Origin of the sequence: Streptomyces sp. NPDC046821 (assembly GCF_040645335.1) — a bacterium.
Lineage (GTDB): Bacteria > Actinomycetota > Actinomycetes > Streptomycetales > Streptomycetaceae > Streptomyces.
Genome location: NZ_JBEYYB010000005.1, coordinates 285,867 through 310,661 on the forward strand (window position 1 = coordinate 285,867; position 24,795 = coordinate 310,661).

23 protein-coding genes and 5 tRNA genes are annotated in these 24,795 nt (G+C 69.6%); 17 read left to right on the forward strand and 11 right to left on the reverse strand.

All coding sequences use genetic code 11. The features are described from left to right. Positions 1 to 65 precede the first annotated feature (65 nt). From ABZ893_RS12170 to ABZ893_RS12195, 6 genes are all read right to left on the reverse strand, one after another. On the reverse strand, positions 66 to 479 hold the full coding sequence (locus ABZ893_RS12170) for a roadblock/LC7 domain-containing protein (RefSeq protein WP_033321188.1): 414 nt from the start codon (positions 477 to 479) through the stop codon (positions 66 to 68). Between the two features lie 10 nt (positions 480 to 489). After that, on the reverse strand, positions 490 to 3,735 hold the full coding sequence (locus ABZ893_RS12175; RefSeq protein ID WP_361400887.1) for a nitrate- and nitrite sensing domain-containing protein: 3,246 nt from the start codon (positions 3,733 to 3,735) through the stop codon (positions 490 to 492). A gap of 370 nt (positions 3,736 to 4,105) precedes the next feature. After that, positions 4,106 to 4,687 carry an ATP/GTP-binding protein gene (locus ABZ893_RS12180; RefSeq protein WP_361400890.1) on the reverse strand — a complete coding sequence of 194 codons (582 nt, stop codon included), beginning with the start codon at positions 4,685 to 4,687 and terminating at the stop codon, positions 4,106 to 4,108. Beyond that, positions 4,668 to 5,078, reverse strand: coding sequence for a DUF742 domain-containing protein (locus ABZ893_RS12185; RefSeq protein ID WP_361400894.1), 411 nt, complete (start codon positions 5,076 to 5,078; stop codon positions 4,668 to 4,670). Before ABZ893_RS12185 ends, ABZ893_RS12180 begins: the two co-directional genes overlap by 20 nt. A 110-nt stretch (positions 5,079 to 5,188) precedes the next feature. Continuing rightward, a complete protein-coding gene (locus tag ABZ893_RS12190) occupies positions 5,189 to 5,602 on the reverse strand; it encodes a roadblock/LC7 domain-containing protein (RefSeq protein WP_127830076.1) in 414 nt (137 codons plus the stop codon). Positions 5,603 to 5,611: 9 nt separating this feature from the next. Further along, positions 5,612 to 9,571, reverse strand: coding sequence for a nitrate- and nitrite sensing domain-containing protein (locus ABZ893_RS12195; RefSeq protein ID WP_361400896.1), 3,960 nt, complete (start codon positions 9,569 to 9,571; stop codon positions 5,612 to 5,614). A 581-nt stretch (positions 9,572 to 10,152) separates the two neighbouring features. Here ABZ893_RS12195 and ABZ893_RS12200 point away from each other — a divergent pair. From ABZ893_RS12200 to ABZ893_RS12240, 9 genes are all read left to right on the forward strand, one after another. Then, on the forward strand, positions 10,153 to 10,347 hold the full coding sequence (locus ABZ893_RS12200; protein ID WP_361400899.1) for a hypothetical protein: 195 nt from the start codon (positions 10,153 to 10,155) through the stop codon (positions 10,345 to 10,347). Positions 10,348 to 10,511: 164 nt separating this feature from the next. After that, positions 10,512 to 11,288 carry a fumarylacetoacetate hydrolase family protein gene (locus ABZ893_RS12205; RefSeq protein ID WP_361400901.1) on the forward strand — a complete coding sequence of 259 codons (777 nt, stop codon included), beginning with the start codon at positions 10,512 to 10,514 and terminating at the stop codon, positions 11,286 to 11,288. After that, positions 11,281 to 12,756, forward strand: a complete 1,476-nt coding sequence (gene gltX, locus ABZ893_RS12210) for a glutamate--tRNA ligase (protein ID WP_361400904.1) — start codon at positions 11,281 to 11,283, stop codon at positions 12,754 to 12,756. The genes ABZ893_RS12205 and gltX overlap by 8 nt, the downstream gene beginning before the upstream one ends. Before the next feature lie 28 nt (positions 12,757 to 12,784). Next, on the forward strand, positions 12,785 to 13,513 hold the full coding sequence (locus ABZ893_RS12215) for an HAD family hydrolase (RefSeq protein WP_361400907.1): 729 nt from the start codon (positions 12,785 to 12,787) through the stop codon (positions 13,511 to 13,513). Positions 13,514 to 13,600: 87 nt separating this feature from the next. Then, a tRNA-Gln gene (locus ABZ893_RS12220) sits at positions 13,601 to 13,672 on the forward strand. A gap of 41 nt (positions 13,673 to 13,713) precedes the next feature. Continuing rightward, a tRNA-Glu gene (locus tag ABZ893_RS12225) sits at positions 13,714 to 13,786 on the forward strand. Between the two features lie 62 nt (positions 13,787 to 13,848). Next, positions 13,849 to 13,921, forward strand: a tRNA-Glu gene (locus ABZ893_RS12230). A 31-nt stretch (positions 13,922 to 13,952) separates the two neighbouring features. Beyond that, positions 13,953 to 14,024 (forward strand) — tRNA-Gln (locus ABZ893_RS12235). Between the two features lie 27 nt (positions 14,025 to 14,051). Beyond that, a tRNA-Glu gene (locus tag ABZ893_RS12240) sits at positions 14,052 to 14,124 on the forward strand. 148 nt (positions 14,125 to 14,272) lie between these two features. Here the strand turns inward: ABZ893_RS12240 and ndgR are convergent. Beyond that, a complete protein-coding gene (ndgR, locus tag ABZ893_RS12245; RefSeq protein ID WP_127829978.1) occupies positions 14,273 to 14,989 on the reverse strand; it encodes an IclR family transcriptional regulator NdgR in 717 nt (238 codons plus the stop codon). A gap of 187 nt (positions 14,990 to 15,176) precedes the next feature. Between ndgR and leuC the strand changes: the two genes are divergently transcribed. The 4 genes from leuC (at position 15,177) to ABZ893_RS12265 (ending at position 18,530) form a co-directional block, all read left to right on the forward strand. Continuing rightward, complete coding sequence (leuC, locus tag ABZ893_RS12250) at positions 15,177 to 16,601, forward strand: 3-isopropylmalate dehydratase large subunit (protein WP_361400912.1); 1,425 nt, start codon at positions 15,177 to 15,179, stop codon at positions 16,599 to 16,601. Positions 16,602 to 16,607: 6 nt separating this feature from the next. After that, positions 16,608 to 17,201, forward strand: coding sequence for a 3-isopropylmalate dehydratase small subunit (gene leuD / locus ABZ893_RS12255; RefSeq protein WP_361400914.1), 594 nt, complete (start codon positions 16,608 to 16,610; stop codon positions 17,199 to 17,201). Positions 17,202 to 17,471: 270 nt separating this feature from the next. Continuing rightward, positions 17,472 to 17,702: a hypothetical protein gene (locus ABZ893_RS12260; RefSeq protein WP_361400917.1), complete on the forward strand. Its 231-nt coding sequence runs from the start codon at positions 17,472 to 17,474 to the stop codon at positions 17,700 to 17,702. 138 nt (positions 17,703 to 17,840) lie between these two features. Further along, the gene (locus ABZ893_RS12265) at positions 17,841 to 18,530 is read left to right on the forward strand and encodes an HU family DNA-binding protein (RefSeq protein ID WP_361400920.1); all 690 of its coding nucleotides are present in this window, start codon (positions 17,841 to 17,843) and stop codon (positions 18,528 to 18,530) included. A gap of 112 nt (positions 18,531 to 18,642) precedes the next feature. Here ABZ893_RS12265 and ABZ893_RS12270 read toward each other — a convergent pair whose 3' ends face one another. Both ABZ893_RS12270 and cofC read right to left on the reverse strand, forming a co-directional pair. Further along, positions 18,643 to 18,846: a hypothetical protein gene (locus tag ABZ893_RS12270; RefSeq protein WP_361400923.1), complete on the reverse strand. Its 204-nt coding sequence runs from the start codon at positions 18,844 to 18,846 to the stop codon at positions 18,643 to 18,645. Between the two features lie 13 nt (positions 18,847 to 18,859). Further along, positions 18,860 to 19,495, reverse strand: a complete 636-nt coding sequence (gene cofC / locus ABZ893_RS12275; protein ID WP_361400926.1) for a 2-phospho-L-lactate guanylyltransferase — start codon at positions 19,493 to 19,495, stop codon at positions 18,860 to 18,862. Positions 19,496 to 19,660: 165 nt separating this feature from the next. Between cofC and ABZ893_RS12280 the strand changes: the two genes are divergently transcribed. Genes ABZ893_RS12280 through ABZ893_RS12290 form a run of 3 tightly spaced genes read left to right on the forward strand, consistent with a single transcriptional unit; the run spans position 19,661 to position 22,682 of the window. Continuing rightward, entirely contained in the window at positions 19,661 to 20,461 is an 801-nt protein-coding gene (locus ABZ893_RS12280; RefSeq protein WP_361400929.1) for a lysophospholipid acyltransferase family protein, read from the forward strand. Then, entirely contained in the window at positions 20,458 to 21,468 is a 1,011-nt protein-coding gene (locus ABZ893_RS12285; protein ID WP_361400930.1) for an NAD(P)H-dependent glycerol-3-phosphate dehydrogenase, read from the forward strand. Before ABZ893_RS12280 ends, ABZ893_RS12285 begins: the two co-directional genes overlap by 4 nt. Before the next feature lie 56 nt (positions 21,469 to 21,524). After that, positions 21,525 to 22,682: a D-alanine--D-alanine ligase family protein gene (locus ABZ893_RS12290; protein WP_361400932.1), complete on the forward strand. Its 1,158-nt coding sequence runs from the start codon at positions 21,525 to 21,527 to the stop codon at positions 22,680 to 22,682. Positions 22,683 to 22,703: 21 nt separating this feature from the next. On the opposite strand, the gene ABZ893_RS12295 is transcribed toward ABZ893_RS12290, so the two are convergent. Together ABZ893_RS12295 and ABZ893_RS12300 are read right to left on the reverse strand one after the other, a co-directional pair. Next, positions 22,704 to 23,195: a DUF3515 domain-containing protein gene (locus ABZ893_RS12295; RefSeq protein ID WP_361400935.1), complete on the reverse strand. Its 492-nt coding sequence runs from the start codon at positions 23,193 to 23,195 to the stop codon at positions 22,704 to 22,706. 20 nt (positions 23,196 to 23,215) lie between these two features. Beyond that, positions 23,216 to 23,449 carry an Lrp/AsnC ligand binding domain-containing protein gene (locus tag ABZ893_RS12300; protein WP_143635949.1) on the reverse strand — a complete coding sequence of 78 codons (234 nt, stop codon included), beginning with the start codon at positions 23,447 to 23,449 and terminating at the stop codon, positions 23,216 to 23,218. A 227-nt stretch (positions 23,450 to 23,676) separates the two neighbouring features. On the opposite strand from ABZ893_RS12300, the gene ABZ893_RS12305 reads away from it, so the two are divergent. Then, positions 23,677 to 24,642 carry a thiamine-phosphate kinase gene (locus tag ABZ893_RS12305; protein ID WP_361400938.1) on the forward strand — a complete coding sequence of 322 codons (966 nt, stop codon included), beginning with the start codon at positions 23,677 to 23,679 and terminating at the stop codon, positions 24,640 to 24,642. Positions 24,643 to 24,795 lie beyond the last annotated feature (153 nt).

Here is a 24,795-nt window from a genome sequence, read left to right on the forward strand (position 1 = left end):
CATCACCGTGGAGCCGCGTTCCGAAACTTTACGGCTACGGAACGCGAAATCGCACCGCCTGTCTGTCAGTTGAGAAGGCTCCCCTGGAGCTCGGCCCGCAGGTCGGGCGTGAGAACCGTTCCCGCGCGGTCGACAAGAAGTGCCATCTCGTACCCGACGAGGCCAATGTCCGCCTCGGGGTGGGCGAGGACCGCGAGCGACGAACCGTCGGAGATGGACATGATGAAGAGGAATCCTCGCTCCATCTCCACAACTGTCTGGTTCACGCTGCCGCCCTCGAAGATGCGGGACGCGCCCGCGGTCAGCGAGGTAAGACCCGACGCGACGGCCGCCAGCTGGTCGGCACGGTCACGCGGGAACCCTTCGGACATCGCCAGAAGGAGGCCGTCGGCGGAGACCACCACCGTGTGGGACACCCCGGGGGTGTTGTCCACGAAGTTGGTGATCAACCAGTTCAGGTTCTGTGCCGCCTGGCTCATCGGGCTCACACTAACGCTCCTGGTTGTAGGTGCTGTCAGGACCACTGTGCTGGTGCGTGGCCTGGCCGTTCGTCTCACTGATTCCTGCTTCACGTCCCCGCTGCACGCCCCGGCGCAGGTTGCTCAGCCTGCCCCTGACGTCCTCGGGCGCGCGGGAGACCTGGGGGCCGCCCTGCGGGGTCGATTCAGCCGTGCCCTCGACCAGGTTGGCCTTGGGCACCCGGCGCGGCAGGCCGGAGGCGGTGACTCCGCCGGCCTTGGGCTTGCGGAGCTGCTCCGCGCGGACCCAGCGCTCGTCGTTGGACGAGCGCCAGCCGTCGGAGCCGCCGTCGGTGCTGCCGCTGCCGTTGTCCTGGGTGGTGTTGTCGCCGCGGTCGGGCGTCGGCGTCACCGGAACCTGCCGCTGCTGCCCGTTGCCACCACGCCGCGGAAGACCGGCGTCGGTGAGCGAGTGGGTTGCGGACGGAGCCGGTCCGGCAGATGCCACGGGACCGTGCGGGTCGAAGCCTACGCGCTCCGGCTCACCTGCGTCATCGCGCTGCGCGGATTCCGCTTGGCCGGGGTACCCGGAGTGCTGCTGCTCCTGGAAGCCGTTCTGCGTCGGCCAGTCGTCGTGCTGCGCACCACGTCGCGGGCTGTTCCCGAAGGCCGAGTAGGTCTCCTGCGCCGGTTCCGCATAGCCGCCCTGGCCTGCGAGACCGTCCTGCGGGGCGAAGAACGGGTCGTTGTACGACCCGTTGCTCCGGGGCTCGTCCTCGTACGTCTGACGGTCCGTCCCGTAGACGGCCTGGGAGTCCTCGTACGGCTGCTGCTGAACGTCGTCGTACGCGGGCTGCGCCGGGGCGAAGGGGTCCTGCGGCTGCTCGAACGGGTCCTGCACAGTGGCCGGGGCGACCTCGTCGCGGAACAGGGGACGGCTGTCGCCCTCGCCCGTCTGCGCCTGGGCCTCAAGCGCCGCGCGGCGCTCCTCGCGCATCAGCGAACGGCCGACGGGGTCCAGGTCACGCAGGTCGTCCGGGACGTCGCCGTAACGGCTGTCGTCGAACCCGAGCTCGGCGGCGGTGCGCAGCGGCGCGTGCTCGAACGCCGACTGCGACGGGATCATCGACGAGACCGTGAACTCGGACTCGGGAAGCTGGTCGCCGCTGCCACCGTGCGTGATGAGCTCCGGCAGCATGACGAGCGACGTCGTACCGGCCTGCTCGCCCGAGGGACGCAGCTGGACACGGATGCCGTGCCGGTCCGACAGACGGCCGACCACGAACAGGCCCATGCGCTGCGAGATCGCGGCGTCCACGGTCGGCGGGTTGGCCAGCTTGTGGTTGATGTCCGCGAAGTCCTCGGCGGTGAGGCCGATGCCCTTGTCGTGGATCTCGATCATGACGCGGCCGTCGGGAAGACGGGTCGCGGTGACGCGGACCTTGGTCTGCGGGGAGGAGAACGTGGTGGCGTTCTCCAGGAGCTCGGCGAGCAGGTGCACGAGGTCGGTCACGGCACGGCCGTGGATCTCGGCGTCCGGGACGCCCGACAGCTCGATGCGCTCGTACTGCTCCACCTCGGAGGAGGCGGCGCGCAGCACGTCGACCAGCGGGACCGGCTGGTCCCAGCGGCGGCCGGGCTCCTCGCCGGCGAGGACGAGAAGGTTCTCGCCGTTGCGGCGCATACGGGTCGCGAGGTGGTCCAGCTTGAAGAGGTTCTCCAGCTGGTCCGGCTCGGCCTCGTTGTTCTCCAGGTCCGTGATGAGGGTCAGCTGGCCCTCGATCAGGGACTGGTTACGGCGCGACAGGTTGGTGAAGATCGCGTTGATGTTGCCCCGGAGCAGCGCCTGCTCGGAGGCGAGCCGGACGGCCTCGCGGTGCACCTGGTCGAAGGCGCGGGCGACCTCGCCGATCTCGTCCGTGGAGGTGATCGGGATGGGCGTGACGCGGGTGTCGACCCGGCCCGGGTCGGTACGGGAGAGCTGGTCGACGAGCATCGGCAGGCGCTGCTCGGCGACGTCGAACGCGGCGGTGCGCAGGCGGCGCATCGAGCGGCTCATCTGCTGGGCCATCAGGCCGGCCAGGACGAACGCGGCGAGCAGGGCGACCAGCACGATGGAGCCGGTGACGAACGTGGAGCGCTTGGCGTCGTCGGCGATGCCGGCGGCCTCGTTCACCGCCTTGTCGGCGAGGTCGGACTCGATCGCGCGGTACGCGTTGAACTTGCCGGTGTTGACCGCCCACCAGTTCTGCGCGGTGACGCCGCGCTGCGCGATGGCCTGCCGGGCGAGGGGCTGGGTGGAGGGCAGCGCGACGATGGCGCCGACCATGTCCGTCGGGTCGGCCGGCGGCGGGACGTAGGTCTGGCCCTGGGCCTGCGCGTCGGCGGCGGCCTGCTTGGCCTGCTTCGCGCCGTCGGCCTTCAGCTTCTTCTTGGCGGCGTCGAGCTTGTCGACGTCCTCCTGGGTGCCACCGCCCTGGTACTCCGCGATGGCGATGCCCTCGAGGTACGCGTAGGAGGAGAGAGCGATCTTCTGCTTGCCGAAGGCGGCGGCGGTCGGACCCGGCTTGACCAGCAGGTGCATTCCGATGGAACGCTCCAGCGACAGCGCGGCCTTGGACAGCGAGATCGCGTAGACCGTGCGGCCGTAGCTCGTCATGTTGCCGGTGCCCAGACCGAGTTCGTTGGCGAACTCCATCAGCGGGTGCTGGATGACGACGTAGCCCTCTTCGGTCTGCACCTCGGGCAGCTTGCTCGTGTAGGCGGCGGCGCGCAGCTTCTCCAGGCCGGGCTCGACCTTCCGGAACTGCGCGACGCGGCGCTTCAGGCCGGCCTTGGCGGGCATGGTCCGCACGGCGGCGTCGAACGCGGCGGCGGCCTCGTTCGTCGTCGCGCGGGCGTCGAGGACCTTGGGGTCGTTCCGCTTGCCCAGGAGCAGCGGAGCGGCGGAGATGTCACGCTCGTCGATCAGGGCGTTCGCGTACGTCAGCGAGGCCTGCACCAGACGCGCCGTGTGCTCGGCGTCCTCGGCCTCGTTCCACGTGTCGATCGAGCCCTTGACCTGGAAGCCGCCCATGATCAGACCCACGAGCACGGGGATCAGCAGGATCGCGTTCAGCTTGGTGGGCACACGCCAGTTGCTCGGCGACATACGGCCGCCGGACGGCGCGGGGGCCTCGGTCCGTGGCGGCTGCGCGGCAGGCGCCGCTGTACGCGGCGGCGGGGTGAAGTTGCCCCGCGCCGAAGCCGGCTCGGGACTGTTCTTGCTTCGCCTCACTCGACCAACAACCTCTCGGCGTCGGCACCTACGTTGTGCCGCTGTCTCTCCAGAGCCCTTACCTACTGGGCAGTTCAGCGCATTCCAGCACGTCAGCCGGTTCTCTTCCAAACACTCGGAACCGGAAGCTCCGAGTGACGTATGCCCCACATAAAACGGTCATAAAGAGCGAGGTCCGCCAAAAGGCGTGGCGCATGTGAGCGCAGTGGAACCGGGTGTGCGCGACCTGTGTCGGCGAGGCGCCAATTCTCTGTCGAAACGTTATGAACCCGGAGGCCGACCGTGTCAAAGGACACAGGGGCCTCCGGGTTCACTACGACAACTGCCGTATGGATCTAGCCACTTGGTGGCCGGTTTTCCGGCGGTACCGCTACCGCAGACGGGCCATCAGGGCGTGCTCGACCAGCGTGATCAGGCCACTCTTGGCATCCGCGCGGTGACGGGCGTCGGTGGTGATGATCGGGGTGTCGGGGCCGATCTGCAGGGCCTCGCGGACCTCGTCGGGAGTGTAGGGCTGGTGTCCCTCGAAGCCGTTGAGGGCGACGACGAAGGGCAGGCCCGAGTTCTCGAAGTAGTCGACGGCCGGGAAGCAGTCGGCGAGACGGCGCGTGTCGACCAGCACGATCGCGCCGATGGCGCCGCGCACGAGGTCGTCCCACATGAACCAGAAGCGGTCCTGACCCGGCGTACCGAACAGGTACAGGATGAGGTCCTGGTCCAGCGTGATGCGGCCGAAGTCCATGGCCACCGTCGTGGTGGTCTTGTCCCCGGTGTGCGTGAGGTCGTCGATGCCCGCCGAGGCGGAGGTCATGACGGCCTCGGTGCGCAGCGGGTTGATCTCGGAGACGGCGCCCACGAACGTGGTCTTTCCGACGCCGAAGCCGCCGGCCACCACGATCTTCGCGGAGGTGGTGGAACGGCCGCCTCCGCCGTTAGAGCTTGCGAAGTCCACTGAGCACCCTTTCGAGCAGTGTCACGTCAGGCTGGCCGCCGGCGTTCTCGTCGCCGCCGGGCTGGTGGATCGCCACCAGTCCCGCTTCCGCCAGGTCCGCGACCAGGATCCGGGCCACACCGAGAGGCATCGACAGCAGGGCCGATACCTCGGCCACCGACTTGACCTCGCGGCAGAGGGTGCAGATGCGCTGGTGCTCGGGGAGCAGCCCGATCAGCTGCGCCGGGTCGGCCGTCGTGCTGACGAGGGCCTCGATGGCGAGCTGGTAGCGCGGCCGCGTCCGGCCACCGGTCATGGCGTAAGGACGCACCAGTGGCTGGTCGCCTTCAGGACCGTACGCGGCGTGCGGAGCTACGCCGTACGGATCGTGAGAGGCGGTGGGCGGGGTCATGGATCCTCCGGGCTAGACAGCAGGTGGTCTGCATGCCGTCTGACGCGGCCGGTGGGGGGACGCTGGCGGCCTGACGGTGCGGTCGTACGTGCGTGTGGGGGAGGGCGTGACTAGTGCAGCAGGCTTCCCTGCAGCTCGGCGCGGAGATCGGGGGTGAGCACGGAACCCGCGCGGTCCACGAGCAGCGCCATCTCGTAGCCGACGAGGCCGATGTCGCACTCGGGGTGCGCGAGCACCGCGAGGGACGAACCGTCGGAGACCGACATCAGGAAGAGGAAGCCGCGCTCCATCTCCACCACGGTCTGGGACACCGTGCCGCCCTCGAAGATGCGGGACGCGCCCGCGGTCAGCGAGGTGAGGCCCGACGCGACGGCGGCCAACTGGTCGGCGCGGTCCCGGGGGAACCCCTCCGACATGGCGAGCAGCAGGCCGTCCGCGGACACGACGACGGTGTGGGAGACCCCCGGCGTGTTGTCCACGAAGTTGGTGATCAACCAGTTCAGGTTCTGTGCCGCCTGGCTCATCTGGGTCAACTAACGCTCCTGCTGGTGAGTGGGGCTGGGGAAGCTGCCGGTCTGGCCCGAACCGGCCTGGCGGCCCTGCTGGATGCCCCGACGGAGATTGGTCAGCCGGCCACGAACGTCGTCAGGCGAACGTGAGACCTGCGGACCACTTTGGTGCTGCTGCTGCTGAGCCGTACCCGCGACGAGGTTCGCACGCGGGACGCGACGCGGGAGCCCGGAGACGGTGACCCCGCCGGCCGAGGGCTGGCGGACCCGCTCGGCCTGCCGGCCGAGCTCGTCGTTGGGCGACTGGCGCCAGTTGGCGGGCGCCTGGGCCTGCTGGGGCGCGGCCGCCGGCGGGGCGGACGCGGGGGTGGACGGCGACGCCGGGGACTGCTGCTGCGGCGAGCGCTGCGGCAGGCCCGAACCGGCGCGGCCGTTGTGCTGCCGGGAGCTGGGGCCCTGCGGCTGCTCGGGCTGCTCCGGCTGCTGCGGCGCGGACTGCCGGGACGCCTGCTGACCCTGGAACCAGTTGGTCTCGAGGGTGTCGAACAGCGGCGTACGGCCGTCACCGGGGCCGGCGGCCGGCAGGGCGTCCTGCCGGTCGGGGCGAGCCTCGGGCTGCAGCGGGACGCTCTCGTCCAGGGCGTCATGACCGCCGGCGCGCGGCGCGGAGAAGTCGTTCGCGTCACCCGCACCGAGCGGCGCCAGGTCACGCGCCGGACCGCCACGACGGCCCTGCGACTGCTGCCCGAAGACGTCGCTGTCGCCCTGGCCGAGGGGGTCCTGGCCGAGCGGGTCCTGCCCCAGCGCGTCCTGGCCCCGGCCGGCGAACTGCCCGCCGGAGAACTGGCCCGTCGCGAACTGGCCCGTGGTGGACGGGTCCTGCTGGACGGGGCGCAGCTCGTCGTCGAAGGCGGGAGCGGGTGCCGCGAACTGGCCGGTCAGGTGGTCCTGACCCGGACCCTGGCCCTGACCCGGGCCCTGCGTCTGCTGGTGGTTCGGGTTCTGCGACTGGCTCTGCGGACCGCCGAACACGTCGTTACGGACGAAGGGACCGTCGTTCGGACCCTGAACCTGGCCCTGACCCTGACCGAAGCCGTCGAAGCCCAGACCCTGGCCCTGGTTCTGCCCCTGGCCCTGGTCGTGCGGGGCCGGAGCGCCGGGCATCGGTCCGTCGAAGTCGGGCCGGGCGAACTCGGCCGTCGAACCGGGACCCTGCGTGTCGTCGATCCGCGGGAACTGCGTCGTGGAGTCCGGCTCCTCGTGCCCGCGAGGCGTGTCGAGCGAGGCGCGCGGCACCGGGGCCGGCGCGTCGTCGTTGCCCCAACTCGGCACCCGCGGCTGGGGGTTGCCCCCGGGCAGCTCGGCGCGCGGCCCGCCACGCGGCGGCAGAACCGGACGCTGACCCTGCTCGGGAGCCGGGTTCGTCCGCTGCTGCGGCGGCACAGGACCGTTCAGGCCCTGACCCTGACCCTGACCCTGTGGCTGACCCTGGCCGGGACCGCCCTGCAGACCCTGCGCGCCGAACGCGCCGGCCACGGCCGGACGGCCCTGCTGCGGCTGGGGTGCCTGCGGTGCCTGCGGCTTCTGGGGCGACGGCGAGATCTGCGGGCCGTTGCCGTCACGGCTGGGCAGCGCCGCGCGCGGACCCGAGCCCGCCACCTGCGGACGCGCCGCGCCGGGACCGGCGTTCAGCCGGCCCGCGCCACCGGGACCGCCCTGCAGGGCCGGGCCACCAGTGGCCGTCCCGCGTCGCGCGGCGGCCACACCGGCGGCGGCCTGCGACGCGACGGGACCGCCGGACGCACCGGGGCCGCCCTTGCCGGGAGCTCCCTTGCCGGGCAGCTTCTTGCCGCCCTGGGCGACGTCGACGGGCAGCATGACGAGCGCCGTCGTGCCGCCGGAGTCGGACGGGCGGAGCTGGATACGGATGCCGTGACGCTGCGACAGACGGCCGACCACGAACAGACCCATGCGGCGCGAGACCGACACGTCCACGGTGGGCGGCGACGCGAGCCGCTCGTTGATCGCCGCGAGGTCCTCGGGGGAGAGGCCGATGCCGGTGTCGTGGATCTCGATCAGCACACGGCCGTCGGGCAGCGCGTGACCGGTGACCTTGACCTTCGTCTGCGGCGAGGAGAACGACGTGGCGTTCTCGAGCAGCTCGGCGAGCAGGTGCACGAGGTCGTTGACGACGCGGCCGGCGACGTCGGTCGACGGCACCGATGCCAGCTCGATGCGCTCGTACTGCTCCACCTCGGAGGCGGCGGCGCGGAGCACGTCGACCAGCGGGACCGGGCGGGTCCAGCGGCGGCCGGGCTCCTCACCGGCGAGGACGAGGAGGTTCTCACCGTTACGACGCATACGGGTCGCGAGGTGGTCGAGCTTGAACAGCGACGACAGCTGGTCGGGGTCGGCCTCGCGCGACTCCAGCTCGGAGATGAGCGAGAGCTGGCGCTGGATCAGACCCTGCGAACGGCGCGAGAGGTTGGTGAACATCGCGTTGACGTTGCCCCGCAGGAGGGCCTGCTCGGCGGCGAGACGGACCGCCTCGCGGTGCACGTCGTCGAAGGCCGAGGCCACCTGGCCGATCTCGTCGCGCGAGTGCACACCGACGGACTCGACGGAGGTGTCGATGTCCTGCGGGTCCGACTCGGAGAGCTGCTTGACCAGCTCGGGCAGACGGTCCTGGGCCACCTTGGTCGCGGTGTCCTGGAGCCGGCGCAGCGAACGGATCATGGACCGGGCCACGACGAACGCGCCGACGAGCGAGACGCCGAGGACGAGCAGGATCAGCGCACCGTTGATGATGGCCGTGCGCTCGGACTCGTTACGCAGCTCACGGGCCTGCTGTTCCATCTGGTTCAGCAGCGTCAGCTCGATCTTGGACATTTCCTGCAGACGCTGGCTGTCCGCGTCGACCCAGTCCTTGTAGGACCGCTTGTCCTGGAGCCGGATGCCGCCCTCCTGGCTGAGAGCGCGGCGGGCGTACTCGTCGGCGGCCTTGATCGTCGCGTTGCCCGAGTCGATGGGCTTCATCAGCTCGGTGGCGGCGACATTGCCGTAGACGGAGCTGAAGCCCTTGAGGTCGGCTTCCTGGTTCTCCAGCGCGGACTCGCCGTAGCGGCGGTCGGTCTCGGAGAGCTTGCCGTAGTCCTGCTTGTTCGGCGGGAGGGCGGCCGCGATGATGGCGCGCTGCACGGACGCGTACTCCTTGGCGGAGGAGAACGACGCCAGGGCGCGCGTGCGCTTGATCATCTCGGGGTTGCTGGTCGCCTGCGCCATGTCGGTGGAGAGCGACAGGAGCTGCTCGACGAGACGGCTGTACGCGTCGATCGTCTGCGACGAGGTCGTACGTTCCTTGTACGCGTCCTGCCGGATGCCCTTGAGGTTGTTGAGCTGGCCGGCGATCTGCGTGACGTGGTCCTGCACACCGTCGAGACCGCTGTTGCTGGTCCCGTCGGTGATCTCGTACGTGCCTTCCATGAAGGCCTTGCGCGCGCGGTCGGTCTTCTCACGCGCGCCCATGACGGTGTAGTCGTCGGTCGCCTTGCCGCCGTTGGCCAGCGGACCGGCCGACTGGTCGCGCTCCTCCTGGAGCGCGGAGGCCAGCTCGGTGGCCTGCTTCGTCATGTCCGTGAGCAGCTTCATGTTGTCGAGCTGCTGGATGTCGCTCATCGACTCGGCGATACGCAGTCCGCCGAGGGAGGTCGCGGCGACCACGGGCAGAGCGAGCAGCGACACGAGGCGGGTGGAGATACGCCAGTTGCGCAGAGCTATTCGGGAGCCGGGGCCACTCGGGCCCTTCGGCCTCGGAGCGGCCTTGGGCGCGCTGCCGGCCGACGGTCCCGTACTGCCGTCGACGGACGCGGTCCGGCCCGGGTTATGGGCGTGCTGGGGAGAGGAACTGCCTGTCATCGGGCCAGTCCCGCCGCGCGGCTCCGGCTCCGGCGCAGCGCTGCCATCCCTGTTCTTACGTCCCTGCACTAGCGTCGCAACCTCTGGACCAGGCGTCCCCCCGCGTGCGCGGACGAGACGGTGTCGGCGTAGTTCGGGGCGAGCTGACACGCCCCCTGTCGGTCGTCGGTGACCGCGCTCCTCCCCCTTTCCGCCGCGACTCGGCGCTGCGTTGCGCCCCGTGCGCGCCGGCTCGATCTCGCGGCGGTCCCGGGAATTCCAGCACAGTGCAGGATCTCCAACAAGGGCCGCGAGTCAGGGTGCGACCAGCGTCACGCCACGTGAGGGAGAGATCACGAGACGTAGAAACAGATCCCGTTGATAACGGACTTTCCCCGACGTTCCACCCGTGCTCCGGGGGTGTCCCAGTCGCCATGATCGGCAGCGGAATGGTGGCTTCAGTGGGGGAATGTCGGTTTCCGTGGGGCGCGAATCGGGTCCGAATTGATACGTATGCCCGCCCTCTGGTGAGCAAACTCACATGATGAACACGGCCCCGACCTCGCTTTCGGCGGGAATCAGATGTTTAGCCTGACGGTTTGCAAGGGATGGCGAATCCGACAACCGGCGCCCCGAGGGGCGCCCGCAACCGACAAGGTCTTGAGCGACAGATGAAGACTGTGAACTCCGCGATGTTCCGCAACATTGCCAACCCGCGGCGCACGACGCTGGCGCACCTCAAGGACGCCGACGAGCTGCAGACGGCACCGGAGCAGCCGGAGCACTCCGTCGACCTCCCCACCCAGACGGCAAACCCCCGCCGCACGATCCTGATGGTGGCCCCGGAGGTCACCACGGCCGCCTGAGGCCGGCACCCCCGGCAAGATGCGCCCCGCAAGGGGCGCGGGGAACTGCGCGACAAGCCCCCACCGGCGGCCAGACGGGCAATGAGCCCCAGACACCCCTCCCGCGCTAGCCTGAAGCAACACACTCCACCAGGCATAAGCAAGAAAAGGGGCGCAGCCAACAAGTGCGGATCGCCAGATTCTCCATCGACGGCAATGTCGCCTTCGGCGCGGTCGAGGGCGACAAGCCCGACGAGCTTGTCCTCGACATCATCAAGGGCATCCCGTTCGCGGACTTCGAGCTCTCCGGCACGAAGGTCCCGCTGAGCAAGGTCAGGCTCCTGCCGCCGGTGCTCCCCAACAAGGTCGTCGCCTTCGGCCGCAACTACGCGGCGCACGCGAAGGAACTGGGCAACGAGGTCCCCGACACCCCCTTCGCGTTCTTCAAGCCGTCCACCTCGGTGATCGGCCACGGCGACGAGATCGCGTACCCCTCCTTCTCGCAGGAACTGCACCACGAGGCCGAACTCGCCGTGGTCATCGGCCGTATGTGCCGCGAGGTCCCGCGCGAGCGCGTCAAGGACGTCATCCTCGGCTACACCTGCGCGAACGACGTCACCGCGCGCGACGTCCAGAAGCGCGAGAAGCAGTGGGCCAGGGCCAAGGGCTTCGACACCTCCTGCCCGCTCGGCCCCTGGGTGGAGACGGATGTCGACCCCAGCGATCTGACGATCCAGTGCACCGTCAACGGACAGCAGCGCCAGCTCGGCCGCACGTCCCAGATGACGCACTCCATCGAGGACCTGATCGTCAACATCTCCGAGGCCATGACGCTGCTCCCCGGCGACGTGATCCTCACGGGCACCCCGGAAGGGGTCGGCCCGCTCAACGTCGGCGACGAGGTCGCCGTCACCATCGAAGGCATCGGCACTCTCACCAACAAGGTTGTCAAGCGTGGCTAGCGCACCTGTACGCGTCCGTTTCTGCCCGTCGCCCACCGGTAACCCCCACGTGGGCCTGGTGCGCACCGCCCTCTTCAACTGGGCCTACGCCCGGCACAACCAGGGCACCCTCGTCTTCCGCATCGAGGACACCGACGCGGCCCGCGACTCCGAGGAGTCGTACGAGCAGCTGCTCGACTCGATGCGCTGGCTCGGCTTCGACTGGGACGAGGGCCCCGAGGTCGGCGGCCCCCACGCCCCGTACCGCCAGTCGCAGCGCATGGACATCTACAAGGACGTCGCCGAGAAGCTCCTCGCCGCCGGCTACGCCTACCCCTGCTACTGCACCACCGAGGAGCTGGACACCCGCCGCGAGGCCGCCCGCGCCGCCGGCAAGCCGTCCGGCTACGACGGCCACTGCCGCGACCTCACCGCCGAGCAGAAGCAGGCGTACGAGGCCGAGGGGCGCAGCCACATCGTCCGCTTCCGGATGCCCGACGAGGCCACGACCTTCACCGACCTGGTCCGCGGCGAGATCACCGTCCAGGCGGAGAACGTCACGGACTACGGCATCGTGCGTGCCAACGGCGCCCCGCTGTACACGCTGGTCAACCCGGTCGACGACGCCCTGATGGAGATCACCCACGTCCTGCGCGGCGAGGACCTGCTCTCCTCCACCCCGCGCCAGATCGCCCTCTACAAGGCCCTGATCGAGCTCGGCGTCGCCAAGGCGATCCCCGAGTTCGGCCACCTGCCGTACGTCATGGGCGAGGGCAACAAGAAGCTCTCCAAGCGCGACCCGCAGGCCTCGCTCAACCTGTACCGCGAGCGCGGCTTCCTGCCCGAGGGCCTGCTCAACTACCTGTCCCTGCTCGGCTGGTCCTTCTCCGCCGACCAGGACGTGTTCTCCATCGAGGACATGGTCGCGAAGTTCGACCTCGCGGACGTCAACGCCAACCCGGCCCGCTTCGACCTCAAGAAGGCCGAGTCGATCAACGGCGACCACATCCGGATGCTGGACGTGAAGGCGTTCGCGGCGGCCTGCGAGCCGTGGCTGCGCGCCCCGTTCGCCAACTGGGCGCCCGAGGACTTCGACCAGGCGGCCTGGGAGGCCATCGCCCCCCACGCGCAGACCCGCGTCACCGTCCTGTCCGACATCACGGCCAACGTCGACTTCCTGTTCCTGAAGGAGCCGGTGGAGGACGAGGCGTCCTGGACCAAGGCCATGAAGGGCGACCCGGCCGCCCTGCTGACCACGGCCCGCGCCAAGCTCGACGCCGCCGACTGGACGTCCGCCGAGGCCCTCAAGGAGGCCGTCCTGGCCGCCGGCGAGGAGCACGGCCTGAAGCTCGGCAAGGCGCAGGCCCCGGTCCGCGTCGCCGTCACCGGCCGCACGGTCGGCCTGCCTCTCTTCGAGTCCCTGGAGATCCTGGGCAAGGAGAAGTCGCTGGCCCGCATCGACGCGGCCCTGGCAAAGCTGGCGGCATAACCACGTAAGTGGGAGTTACGGTCGACACATGCCGATCCGCGCAGTCCTCTGGGACGTAGACGACACGATCTTCGACTACGCCAATGCCGACCGCGCCGGACTGCGCGACCATCTGCGGGCCGAGGGCCTGGCCGACGGATTCACCTCCGTCGGCCAGGCCCTCGCCCGTTGGCGCGAGATCACGCGCGAGCACTGGGCACGCTTCGAGGCGGGCGAGACCGACTGGGAGGGCCAGCGCAGGGACCGCGTACGCGCCTTTGTGGGGCGCGCGCCTGAGGACATGGAAGACGCCGAGGCCGACGCCTGGTTCAGGCGCTACATCGTCCATTACGAGGCCGCCTGGGCCCTGTTCCCCGACGCCGTCCCCGCACTCGACCTGCTCGCGGACCGCTACCGGCACGCGGTCCTGTCGAACTCCTCGCTCCACAACCAGGACCGCAAGCTGCGCGTCCTCGGCGTCAGGGACCGCTTCGAGGCCGTCGTCTGCGCCGCCGAACTGGGCGTGGCCAAGCCTGAGGCCGCCGCCTTCCACGCCGCGTGCGACGCCCTGGAACTGCCCCCGCACCAGGTCGCGTACGTCGGCGACCAGCCCGACACCGACGCCCGCGGCGCGATGGAAGCGGGGCTCGCGGGCATCTGGCTGGACCGCGCGAAGACCGGCGGCCGGCCCGAACTCACCCGCATCACAGGCCTCGACCAGCTCCCCGCGCTCCTGGCGCCGGATACCCGTTTTGGAGCGCCGTCCACCTTCAGGTAATGTTCTTCCTGCGCCGAGGGGAACGGGCCGAGAGGCCGGAACCGGAAGCGCAACTCAAAAAGAACCCCGCAAGGGGTTGTGTTTTGATGGCCTATGGTGTAATTGGCAGCACGACGGTTTCTGGTTCCGTTAGTCTAGGTTCGAGTCCTGGTAGGCCAGCTCGCAGAGCTTATCTGCATCGCGGATTCCAGATCCGCAAAGCCCCCGTTGTGTAGCGGCCTAGCACGCTGCCCTCTCAAGGCAGTAGCGCCGGTTCGAATCCGGTCGGGGGTACAGATCCTTCCCAGGGGGACAGTCCGGGTCGCACCCGCTGTGTCTCATGCAGGATCGCTAGGGCCCCCGTTGTGTAGCGGCCTAGCACGCCGCCCTCTCAAGGCGGTAGCGCCGGTTCGAATCCGGTCGGGGGTACTGATCACAGGCCGAAAGGCTTGGATCGCAGTGGGCTATGGTGTAATTGGCAACACGAAGGTTTCTGGTTCCTTTGTTCTAGGTTCGAGTCCTGGTAGCCCAGCTGGATCGCGTCACCGACAAGATCCATGCCCCCGTTGTGTAGCGGCCTAGCACGCCGCCCTCTCAAGGCGGTAGCGCCGGTTCGAATCCGGTCGGGGGTACAGCACAGCAAGAGGCCCTCCCCAGCAGGGGAGGGCCTCTTCTTTGTGTTCAGCTTCACGAACTGGTTCGCCACGGCCTCAACTCGGGCCGGTCGCCGCGGCGTTGGGGCGACCGGCCCGAGCGGGCACGTGGCGGTGGAGGAGAGGGTCAGCCGGAGCGGCGCAGGGCCTCGGAGAGGCGGCCGGCCGCGTCGATCACGGCCTGCGCGTGCATCCGGCCCGGGTGGCGCGTCAGGCGCTCGATCGGTCCGGAGACCGAGACCGCCGCCACGACACGGTTGGAAGGGCCGCGTACGGGCGCTGAGACGGACGCGACGCCCGGCTCGCGCTCTCCGATCGACTGGGCCCAGCCGCGGCGTCGTACGCCCGACAGGGCCGTCGCCGTGAAGCGGGCGCCCTGGAGGCCGCGGTGGAGGCGCTCGGGCTCCTCCCAGGCCATCAGGATCTGTGCCGAGGAGCCGGCCTTCATCGTGAGCGTGGAGCCCACCGGGACGGTGTCCCGAAGGCCGGACAGGCGCTCGGCGGCGGCCACGCAGATACGCATGTCGCCCTGCCGGCGATAGAGCTGCGCGCTCTCGCCCGTCACGTCACGGAGGTGGGTCAGTACCGGGCCCGCCGTCGCGAGGAGACGGTCCTCGCCCGCCGCGGCGGCCAGCTCGGCCATCCGCGGGCCGAGAATGAAACGGCCCTGCATGTCACGCGCCACCATGCGGTGGTGCTCGAGAGCCACCGCGAGACGGTGGGCCGTGGGTCGTGCCAGTCCGGTCGCCGCGACCAGCCCTGCGAGGGTGGCCGGACCGGACTCCAGGGCGCTGAGAACAAGGGCCGCCTTGTCCAGAACGCCGACGCCGCTAGAGTTGTCCATGCGTCGATACTCGCGTCTCACTCTGTGAAACGCAAGTTCAATTTCCCGTGGAACTTGCCACTCTGGTACTGACAGCGGCTCGCGAACCAAACGGGCCGGGACGTTCACGTCCGGTACGAGGGGTACGGACGTCGGCGACCACGATCTCTAGTTGGGCCGGCTCAAGAAGCCGGCCGGAGGGAAAGCGATGGGTAGGACACTCGCGGAGAAGGTCTGGGACGACCACGTCGTCCGGCGCGCCGAGGGCGAGCCCGATCTCCTCTTCATCGATCTGCACCTGCTGCACGAGGTGACCAGCCCGCAGGCCTTCGACGGTCTGCGGCAGAGCGGTCGCAAGGTGCGGCGGCTCGACCTCACCATCGCGACGGAGGATCACAACACCCCGACCCTCGACATCGACAAGCCGATCGCCGACCCGGTCTCGCGCGCCCAGCTGGAGACGCTGCGCAAGAACGCCGCGGAGTTCGGTGTGCGCCTGCACTCGCTGGGCGACGTCGAGCAGGGCGTCGTGCACGTCGTCGGCCCGCAGCTGGGTCTGACCCAGCCCGGCATGACCGTCGTGTGTGGCGACTCCCACACCTCCACGCACGGCGCGTTCGGCGGTCTGGCCTTCGGCATCGGCACCTCCCAGGTCGAGCACGTCCTGGCCACCCAGACGCTGCCGCTGGACCGTCCGAGGACGATGGCCATCACCGTCGACGGCGACCTGCCCGAGGGTGTCACCGCCAAGGACCTGATCCTCGCCATCATCGCGAAGATCGGCACCGGCGGCGGCCAGGGCTACATCCTGGAGTACCGCGGCTCCGCCATCGAGAAACTCTCGATGGAAGCCCGCATGACCATCTGCAACATGTCGATCGAGGCCGGTGCCCGCGCGGGCATGATCGCCCCCGACGAGACCACCTTCGCCTACCTCGAGGGCCGCACACACGCCCCCAAGGGCGAGGACTGGGACGCCGCGGTCGCGTACTGGAAGACGCTGAAGTCGGACGACGACGCGGTCTTCGACGCCGAGGTCGTCATCGACGCCGCCGCGCTGTCGCCGTTCGTCACCTGGGGCACCAACCCGGGCCAGGGCGCGCCCCTGTCGGCGAACGTCCCCGATCCTGCTTCGTACGAGGACGCTTCGGAGCGCCTCGCCGCCGAAAAGGCCCTGGAATACATGGGGTTGACCGCCGGGCAGCCGCTGCGCGAGGTCAAGGTCGACACCGTCTTCGTAGGTTCCTGCACCAACGGCCGCATCGAGGACCTGCGGGCCGTCGCCGCGATCGTCGAGGGCCGCAAAGTCGCCGACGGCGTACGGATGCTGGTCGTGCCGGGCTCGGCGCGCGTGGGCCTGCAGGCCGTCTCCGAGGGCCTGGACAAGGTCTTCAAGGAGGCCGGCGCCGAGTGGCGGCACGCGGGCTGCTCGATGTGCCTGGGCATGAACCCCGACCAACTCGCCCCCGGCGAGCGCTCCGCGTCCACCTCGAACCGTAACTTCGAGGGCCGGCAGGGCAAGGGCGGCCGTACCCACCTCGTCTCGCCTCAGGTCGCCGCCGCCACCGCCGTTCTCGGTCACCTGGCCTCCCCGGCCGACCTGTCCGACGACCGTACGCCCGCTGGAGTCTGATCAGCCATGGAAGCATTCACCACGCACACCGGCCGGGCCGTCCCGCTGCGCCGCAGCAACGTCGACACCGACCAGATCATCCCCGCCCACTGGCTGAAGAAGGTCACCCGGGACGGCTTCGAGGACGGGCTCTTCGAGGCCTGGCGCAAGGACCCCGAGTTCGTGCTGAACAAGGCCGAACGAGAGGGTGCCACGGTCCTGGTGGCCGGTCCCGACTTCGGCACCGGCTCCTCTCGCGAGCACGCGGTGTGGGCCCTGCAGAACTACGGCTTCAAGGCCGTCATCTCCTCCCGCTTCGCCGACATCTTCCGCGGTAACTCGCTGAAGAACGGCCTGCTGACCGTCGTACTCGACCAGGACGTCGTGGACCAGCTCCAGACCCTCGTCGAGAACGACCCCCAGGCCGAGATCACGGTCGACCTCGAGGCGCGCGAGGTGCGCGCCGAGGGCGTCACCGCGGCCTTCGAGCTCGACGAGAACGCCCGCTGGCGCCTGCTGAACGGCCTGGACGACATCAGCATCACGCTCCAGAGCGAGGCCGACATCGCGGCCTACGAGTCGAAGCGACCCTCGTTCAAGCCGCAGACCGTGCAGATCTGAACTCTGCAAGGCTGATTCCGGCCATCGCGCCAACGCTCTGTACCCCCAATCGTGGACGGTTGGGGGTACAGCCGTATCCGGCCCCAGGAGGCTTCCCGGAGGGCTCGCGGAAGGCCCCAACTGCCCTGGTTTTCAAGGGGGTTCAGGGGGTACGCGCCCTATGTGCACACCCCCCGCGCAAGGGGTCCCGAAGGGCCCAGAAGGCGTGCCAGGTACGGCAGTTACCCCCCTGCGGAGGCGACAACTCGCCCCAGATGGCACAATCTGTGCATGGAACACGACGGCCAACTCCAGCTGTATACGGCAGTCGCGGACCAACTCAAGGAAGCGCACTCCCGAGTGCGTGCACTGCAAGTCCCGGAGGGCGTACGGATGGCGCTGAACCGGAAGCTGCTGGTCATTACGGCCGCGGCCAAGCACGATCTCGCCGATGCGGCAAGGCGTCTGGACCGATTCATGGTGGACCTCGACGAGGGTCGATTCTCAACTGAGGACCACTGAGGAACTTCGCGACAGCCCGAGTACGTTGCGGCACAAGGGTGATTAGCCCGTTTCGTGTTTGATTTGCGGTATATATCTGCCTAACGTGCGAAAACGCCGGAGCGGATACGTTCCGGCAATGTCTCCGAAGGGGAAGACGTGAACAAGGCGCAGCTCGTAGAAGCGATTGCCGACAAGGTCGGCGGCCGTCAGCAGGCCGCAGACGCTGTCGACGCGGTCCTGGACGCGATCGTCCGTGCCGTCGTCGGCGGGGACCGGGTCTCGGTCACCGGCTTCGGCTCGTTCGAGAAGGTCGACCGTCCGGCCCGTTACGCCCGCAACCCGCAGACGGGTGAGCGCGTGCGGGTCAAGAAGACCTCCGTTCCGCGTTTCCGTGCCGGTCAGGGCTTCAAGGACCTCGTCGCGGGCTCGAAGAAGCTCCCGAAGAACGACGTGGCCGTGAAGAAGGCGCCCAAGGGCAGCCTGACCGGCGGTGCTTCGGCGACGGTCAAGAAGGCCGCGGCCAAGAAGGCCACCACCGCGAAGAGGGCCACGGCGGCGAAGAAGGTCACCGCCAAGAAGGTCACGGCCAAGAAGACGACGGCCACGGCGAAGAAGACCACGGCGACCGCGAAGAAGGCGGCCGCGAAGAAGACCACCGCAGCGGCGAAGAAGACCACCACCGCCGCCGCCAAGAAGGCCGCGCCGGCGAAGACCGCCGCGAAGAAGACCACCGCCAAGAAGACGGCGCCCGCCAAGAAGGCCACGGCCAAGAAGGCGCCCGCCAAGAAGTCCACGGCGCGCAAGACCACCACTGCCAAGAAGACCACCACCGCCCGCAAGAAGTAACGGACGGCGTCTTCACGGTCTCCTCACGCGCCGGGCCGGGCTCCCCTCAGGGAGCCCGGCCCGCGGTGTGTGCGCGTACGGAAAGGTCTGGTGCGCGTAGAGAAAGGCCTGTTCAGAACGTCTGCAGCGTCACCAAGGTGATGCGCCGCGCGTCCCCTTCGCCCTCGACCTCGATACGGACCCGCTGTCCGGGCCGCAGCAGCCGCAGGCCGCCCGCGTCGAACGCCGGGGCGTCGAAGGGCACGGGGGTCCCGTCGTCGAGCAGCACACTGCCGGAGCGGGAGTCGGAGTCGTATGTGTACGCGGTCGCCTGCATAAAGGCAGCGTACTCAGTCGGGGATGAGCAGCCCGGCGGCCGCCCCCGCCGTGCGCGGGCCGACGCCGAGAGTCAGCGCCGCCCGCAGATCCTCGCCGGTGTCCACGTCCTGGCGCACGGAGTCGACGCCCACCAAGGGGAGTTCCACGGCGCCCGACGCGGCATGACGGGCACGCGATGCGCCACCGAATGCGGGGCGCAATTCCGTTCCGGGACGAGAGGTGAGAAGAGTGGTGCCGATTCCCGCCGCATCGGGGAGAAATGCCCGCGGAAATAGGGCGGCCACCGCGAGAATCCGGGACAATTCCATGGACCGCAGGGCCGGCAGATCTGCATTCAGCGCGGCCACCGCGGCTTCCGGGCGCCGGGCCCGCGCGGTCGCCGCACCGTGCGCGAGCGCGGCGTTGAGGCCCGCCGCAGGGGGGTCGGGCACGACGAGCGCGCCCAGAGCGCCCAGTTCCCGCCCCGCGAGCGCGTCGTCCGTGACTACCACCACATCCCGCACCCCGGCGGACGCGGTCGCCGCGGCCACCGTGTCCTGCGCGAAAGCGAGCGCGAGACCGGGACGCACCCCGTCGCCCGCCGTGGGCGCCAGCCTGCTTTTGGCCCGCGCCAGGGGTTTCAGCGGTATCACCAGGGTCCACTGCACGTGAGGTCCGTCCCTTCGCGTCGCGAACATTGTGGCCCGGTGCGTGAGGTGCGCATAAACGCGCGGGCGTACGGTGTTCTCGACAGACCGGCGGCCTGGGGCGACACTTGTGCGGCTGACCAGGTCCGAGAGGGCCTCCAGAGGTCCATGAAGAAAGGTGACCGAGTGTCCCGCCGCAGAATCGGCTTCTGGTACCGCCTGGCGGCGGTCATCGCTAAACCGCCGCTGGTGGTTCTGATCAAGCGGGACTGGCGCGGAATGGAGAACATTCCGGCCGAGGGCGGATTTATCACCGCGGTGAACCACAATTCGCATCTGGACCCGTTCGCGTACGCCCACTACCAGTACAACACCGGCCGCGTTCCGCGATTCCTGGCCAAGCACGGGCTCTTCAAGAAGGGCTTCATCGGCGCCGTCATGCGCGGCACCGGGCAGATTCCCGTCTATCGCGAGACCACCAACGCGCTCAGCGCGTTCCGCGCCGCCATCGACGCCGTAGAGCGCGGGGAGTGCGTCGCCTTCTATCCCGAGGGCACCCTCACCCGCGATCCGGACCTGTGGCCCATGACCGCCAAGACCGGCGTCGCGCGCGTGGCCCTGCAGACCAAGTGCCCGGTGATTCCCGTCGCGCAGTGGGGCGCCAACCTGGTGCTCGCCCCGTACGCGAAGAAGCCCGACCTGTGGCCGCGCAAGACGCACCACGTCCTCGCGGGCGAGCCCGTCGACCTGGAGCGCTTCTACGACAAGGAGATGACCCCGGAACTCCTCAAGGAGGCCACCGAGGCCATCATGACGGACATCACCGGACTCCTCGCCGAGCTGCGCGGCGAACAGCCCCCGCTGCGGCGGTTCGACCCGCGCGAGGCCCGGATCGAGCAGCGCCGTAAGGCCGTCGGGTCCAACACCCTTGAGGAACAGGCCGGTTCGGCCGGCCTGGAGCACGGAAGTCCTGAGGAGAGCAAGTGACCCGACCGGTCAAGGCAGCCGTCTTCGGAACCGGATCCTGGGGCACGGCCTTCGCCATGGTGCTCGCCGACGCCGGGTGCGACGTCACCCTCTGGGCGCGCAGGACCGAACTCGTCGAAGCGGTCAACTCGACGCGTACGAACCCCGACTACCTCCCCGGCATCGAACTCCCGGGCAACATCCGGGCCACCACCGACCCCGCCGAGGCCGCGGCCGGCGCCGAGTTCACGGTCCTCGCCGTGCCCTCCCAGACGCTGCGCGCCAACCTCGCCGAGTGGGCGCCGCTGCTCGCGCCCGACACCGTCCTCGTCTCCCTCATGAAGGGCGTCGAACTCGGCTCCGCGATGCGCATGAGCGAGGTCGTCGAGGACGTCACCAAGGTCGGCCAGGAGCGCATCGCGATCGTCACCGGGCCCAACCTCGCCCGCGAGATCGCCGCCCGGATGCCCGCCGCGGCCGTCGTCGCCTGCCGCGACGAAGCGGTCGCCCGGCGCCTCCAGACGGCCTGCCACACGCCGTACTTCCGGCCCTACACGAACACCGACGTCATCGGCTGCGAACTCGGCGGCGCCGTGAAGAACGTCATCGGGCTCGCCGTCGGCATCGCCGACGGCATGGGCCTCGGCGACAACGCGAAGGGCTCGCTCATCACGCGCGGCCTCGCCGAGACCACCCGCCTCGGCCTCGCGATGGGCGCCGACCCGCTCACGTTCTCCGGACTCGCGGGCCTCGGCGACCTCGTCGCCACCTGCTCCTCGCCCCTGTCGCGCAACCACACCTTCGGCACCAACCTCGGCAAGGGCATGACCCTCCAGGAGACGATCGCCGTCACCAAGCAGACCGCCGAAGGCGTCAAGTCCTGCGAATCGGTACTCGACCTGGCGCGCCGACACGGCGTAGACATGCCGATCACCGAGACCGTCGTCGGCATCGTCCACGAAGGGAAGTCGCCGGTCGTCGCCCTGAAGGAGATGATGTCGCGCAGCGCCAAGCCCGAACGGCGCTGAAGCCGGGCTCTCCGGACGCTGACTCAGCCCCTACCAGAAGGTACGCTCAACGCGATATGAGCAGCGAGAACCTTCCCCAGAGCAGCCGCCCGTCGGGCCAGAAGCCCCGTGTGGCCGTCGTCTTCGGCGGTCGCAGCTCCGAGCACGGCGTTTCCGTCGTCACCGCCGGCGCCGTGCTGCGCGCCATCGACCGCACCAAGTACGACGTGCTGCCGATCGGCATCACGCGGGAAGGCCGTTGGGCCCTGACGGCCGACGAACCCGAGCGGATGGCCATCGTCGACCGCAAGGTGCCCGACGTCGCCGACCTCGCCGAGTCCCCCGAGGGCGGCGTCGTCCTGCCCGTCGACCCGTCGAGCCGCGAGGTCGTCTACACGGAGCCGGGCTCGGTGCCCAAGGTCCTCGGTGACGTCGACGTCGTGTTCCCCGTCCTGCACGGCCCGTACGGCGAGGACGGCACCATCCAGGGCCTGCTCGACCTCGCCGGGACGCCGTACGTCGGCTGTGGTGTCCTCGCCTCGGCCGTCGGCCAGGACAAGGACTACATGAAGCGGGTGTTCACCTCGTTCGGGCTCAAGGTCGGCCCCTACCTGGTGATCCGGCCCCGCGAGTGGGAGCAGGACCAGGAGGGCGCCCGCCGCCGCATCGCCGAGTTCATCGGCGAGCAGGGCTGGCCGCTGTTCATCAAGCCCGCGCGCGCGGGCTCGTCGATCGGCATCACCAAGGTCGACTCCTTCGACGGCCTCGACGAGGCGATCGAGGAGGCCCGCAGCCACGACCCGAAGGTCATCGTGGAGGCGGCGCTCGTCGGCCGCGAGATCGAGTGCGGAGTCCTGGAGTTCGAGGACGGACCGCGCGCGAGCGTCCCGGCCGAGATCCCGCCCGTGCAGGCCCACGACTTCTACGACTTCGAGGCCAAGTACATCGACTCGGCGTCCGGCATCGTCCCGGCGCCGCTCACCGACGAGCAGACCGCCGAGGTCCAGCGCCTCGCCGTCGACGCGTTCGACGCGGTGTCCTGCGAGGGCCTGGTGCGCGCCGACTTCTTCCTCACGGAGGACGGCGAGTTCGTGATCAACGAGATCAACACGCTGCCCGGCTTCACCCCGATCTCCATGTACCCGCGCATGTGGCAGGAGAGCGGCGTGAGCTACCAGGAGCTGGTGGACCGCCTCATCCAGGCGGCGCTCAACCGGTCGACGGGCCTGCGCTAGCGCGACCCGCTCCCAGGAACATCAGTTGGCGATCCCTTCGGGGATCGCCTTCTTGATGGGCTCGGCGAAGTCGACCAGCGGACCGGCCCCCTCGGCGGCCAGCGACTTCGGCAGGGTCACCTCCACGTACGCGAGGCGCAGCGCCGTCGTCAGCACCTGCGAGCCGTCGGCCCGTTTCGAGTACGCCCAGTCCACGCCGTTCACCTGCACCGGGAGCGTCTTGGGGTCGTCCATGAGCGCGGGCCGTTGGACACCGCAGCGCAGTATGATCGCCGGATCCCCCCACCCCGCGGTCAGCTCGGACCGCGGAGAGGGGTCGTTCCTCTCGTGCCCGTCCACCTTTTCCGGGAGGCGCTTGTGCAGGTTCTGGCACAACCCGGTGACCTTGCTGTCAGGGGTGGGAACCGCTGCGTGCGCCGTGTCGTCTGCTGAGGAGCAGCCCGAGACGGCGAGCAGCAGCGCCAGGGCGGGGAGCCCGAGGGTACGGCGGGGCCGGTGACGGAAGAAGTTCACCGGCCAAGGTTAGACGGGGGCTACAGGTGCACTACCGGGCAGGTCAGGGTGCGGGTGATGCCGTCCACTTGCTGGACCTTGGCGACCACCATGCGGCCCAGCTCGTCGACAGTGTCGGACTGTGCGCGCACGATGACGTCGTAGGGACCTGTCACGTCCTCGGCCTGGATCACCCCCGGGATCTTGCCGATCGTCTCGGCTACGGTCGACGCCTTGCCGACTTCGGTCTGAATCAGGATGTACGCCTGTACCACGGAACCTCCAGGTCGGCACACGAGGATCATGTGGGGAGAGAAGAGACGCCACGGTATCGCGTCGCCGCTCACCGCGGGGAGACCCGCGGAGACTGTGGCGTACACACTGCGGCTGACGGACGGCGGGGACCGGTCCAGGAGCCGGTCCCGCCCACGACAATGACCGTACCGATGACAGAGACGGCTCGCGACCGCGAGCGGACCGGGGAAGAAGGAGCAGTACGCGCATGAAGGGCACTGTCGGCGAGCTGGGCGAGTTCGGGCTCATCCGAGAGCTCACCTCCCGGCTCACCACCACCCCGGCCGTACGACTCGGCCCGGGCGACGACGCGGCCGTAGTCGCCGCGCCGGACCGCAGGGTCGTCGTGAGCACGGACGTGCTTCTCGAAGGGCGGCACTTCCGCCGAGACTGGTCCACGGCCTACGACGTCGGCCGCAAGGCGGCCGCGCAGAACCTCGCGGACATCGCCGCCATGGGAGCCGTCCCCACAGCGCTCCTGCTCGGCCTGGTCGTCCCCGCCGAACTCCCCGCGAGCTGGCCGAACGAGCTGATGGACGGCCTGCGCGACGAGTGCCAGGTCGCGGGCGCGGCCGTCGTCGGCGGCGACGTCGTACGCGGTGACACGATCACCGTCGCGATCACCGCGCTCGGCGACATGCGCAACCACGAGCCCGTCACACGCGCCGGCGCACAGCCCGGCGACGTGGTCGCAGTGACCGGCTGGCTCGGCTGGTCCGCGGCAGGCCACGCGGTCCTCTCGCGCGGTTTCCGCTCGCCCCGCGCGTTCGTCGAGGCCCACCGCAGGCCCGAGCCGCCGTACCACGCGGGCCCCGCGGCCGCCGGGCTCGGCGCCACCGCCATGTGCGACGTCAGCGACGGCCTCATCGCCGACCTCGGCCACATCGCGGAGGCCAGCAAGGTCCGGATCGACATCAAGTCCGGCAAGGTCGACGTTCCCTCGCAGATGAACGACATCGGCCAGGCCGTCGGTGTCGACCCGCTGCAGTGGGTGCTCACCGGGGGAGAGGACCACGCGATCGTGGCCACCTTCCCGCAGGACGTGAAGCTGCCCGCCCGCTGGAAGGTGATCGGCGAGGTCCTCAACCCGTCGGCGCTGCCCCAGGTGACCGTCGACGGCGCCCCGTGGACGAACAAGGGCGGCTGGGACCACTTCGGGGACATAGAAGCCTGACGACGGCTTTCAGGGGTGCGGTGGCGGCTCTGCTGCCATCGCGCCCCCTGCTCGTTTCCCACGGGAGTCTTGCTTCTCACGGCAGTGAGCGCACAAAAAAGGACCGGCCCCCCGAAGGGGACCGGTCCTTAAAGCAACCAGCTAGGTGGCCGC

What these genes read in the sequence shown, in the direction of transcription:
- ABZ893_RS12270 (WP_361400923.1), bottom strand. Translation starts at nt 18,846, where the DNA reads ATGCAGGCGACCGCGTACACATACGACTCCGACTCCCGCTCCGGCAGT.
- ABZ893_RS12215 (WP_361400907.1), top strand. Translation starts at nt 12,785, where the DNA reads ATGCCGATCCGCGCAGTCCTCTGGGACGTAGACGACACGATCTTCGAC.
- ABZ893_RS12200 (WP_361400899.1), top strand. Translation starts at nt 10,153, where the DNA reads ATGAAGACTGTGAACTCCGCGATGTTCCGCAACATTGCCAACCCGCGG.
- ABZ893_RS12260 (WP_361400917.1), top strand. Translation starts at nt 17,472, where the DNA reads ATGGAACACGACGGCCAACTCCAGCTGTATACGGCAGTCGCGGACCAA.
- leuD (WP_361400914.1), top strand. Translation starts at nt 16,608, where the DNA reads ATGGAAGCATTCACCACGCACACCGGCCGGGCCGTCCCGCTGCGCCGC.
- leuC (WP_361400912.1), top strand. Translation starts at nt 15,177, where the DNA reads ATGGGTAGGACACTCGCGGAGAAGGTCTGGGACGACCACGTCGTCCGG.
- ABZ893_RS12185 (WP_361400894.1), bottom strand. Translation starts at nt 5,078, where the DNA reads ATGACCCCGCCCACCGCCTCTCACGATCCGTACGGCGTAGCTCCGCAC.
- ABZ893_RS12290 (WP_361400932.1), top strand. Translation starts at nt 21,525, where the DNA reads ATGAGCAGCGAGAACCTTCCCCAGAGCAGCCGCCCGTCGGGCCAGAAG.
- ABZ893_RS12305 (WP_361400938.1), top strand. Translation starts at nt 23,677, where the DNA reads ATGAAGGGCACTGTCGGCGAGCTGGGCGAGTTCGGGCTCATCCGAGAG.
- ndgR (WP_127829978.1), bottom strand. Translation starts at nt 14,989, where the DNA reads ATGGACAACTCTAGCGGCGTCGGCGTTCTGGACAAGGCGGCCCTTGTT.
- ABZ893_RS12170 (WP_033321188.1), bottom strand. Translation starts at nt 479, where the DNA reads ATGAGCCAGGCGGCACAGAACCTGAACTGGTTGATCACCAACTTCGTG.
- ABZ893_RS12190 (WP_127830076.1), bottom strand. Translation starts at nt 5,602, where the DNA reads ATGAGCCAGGCGGCACAGAACCTGAACTGGTTGATCACCAACTTCGTG.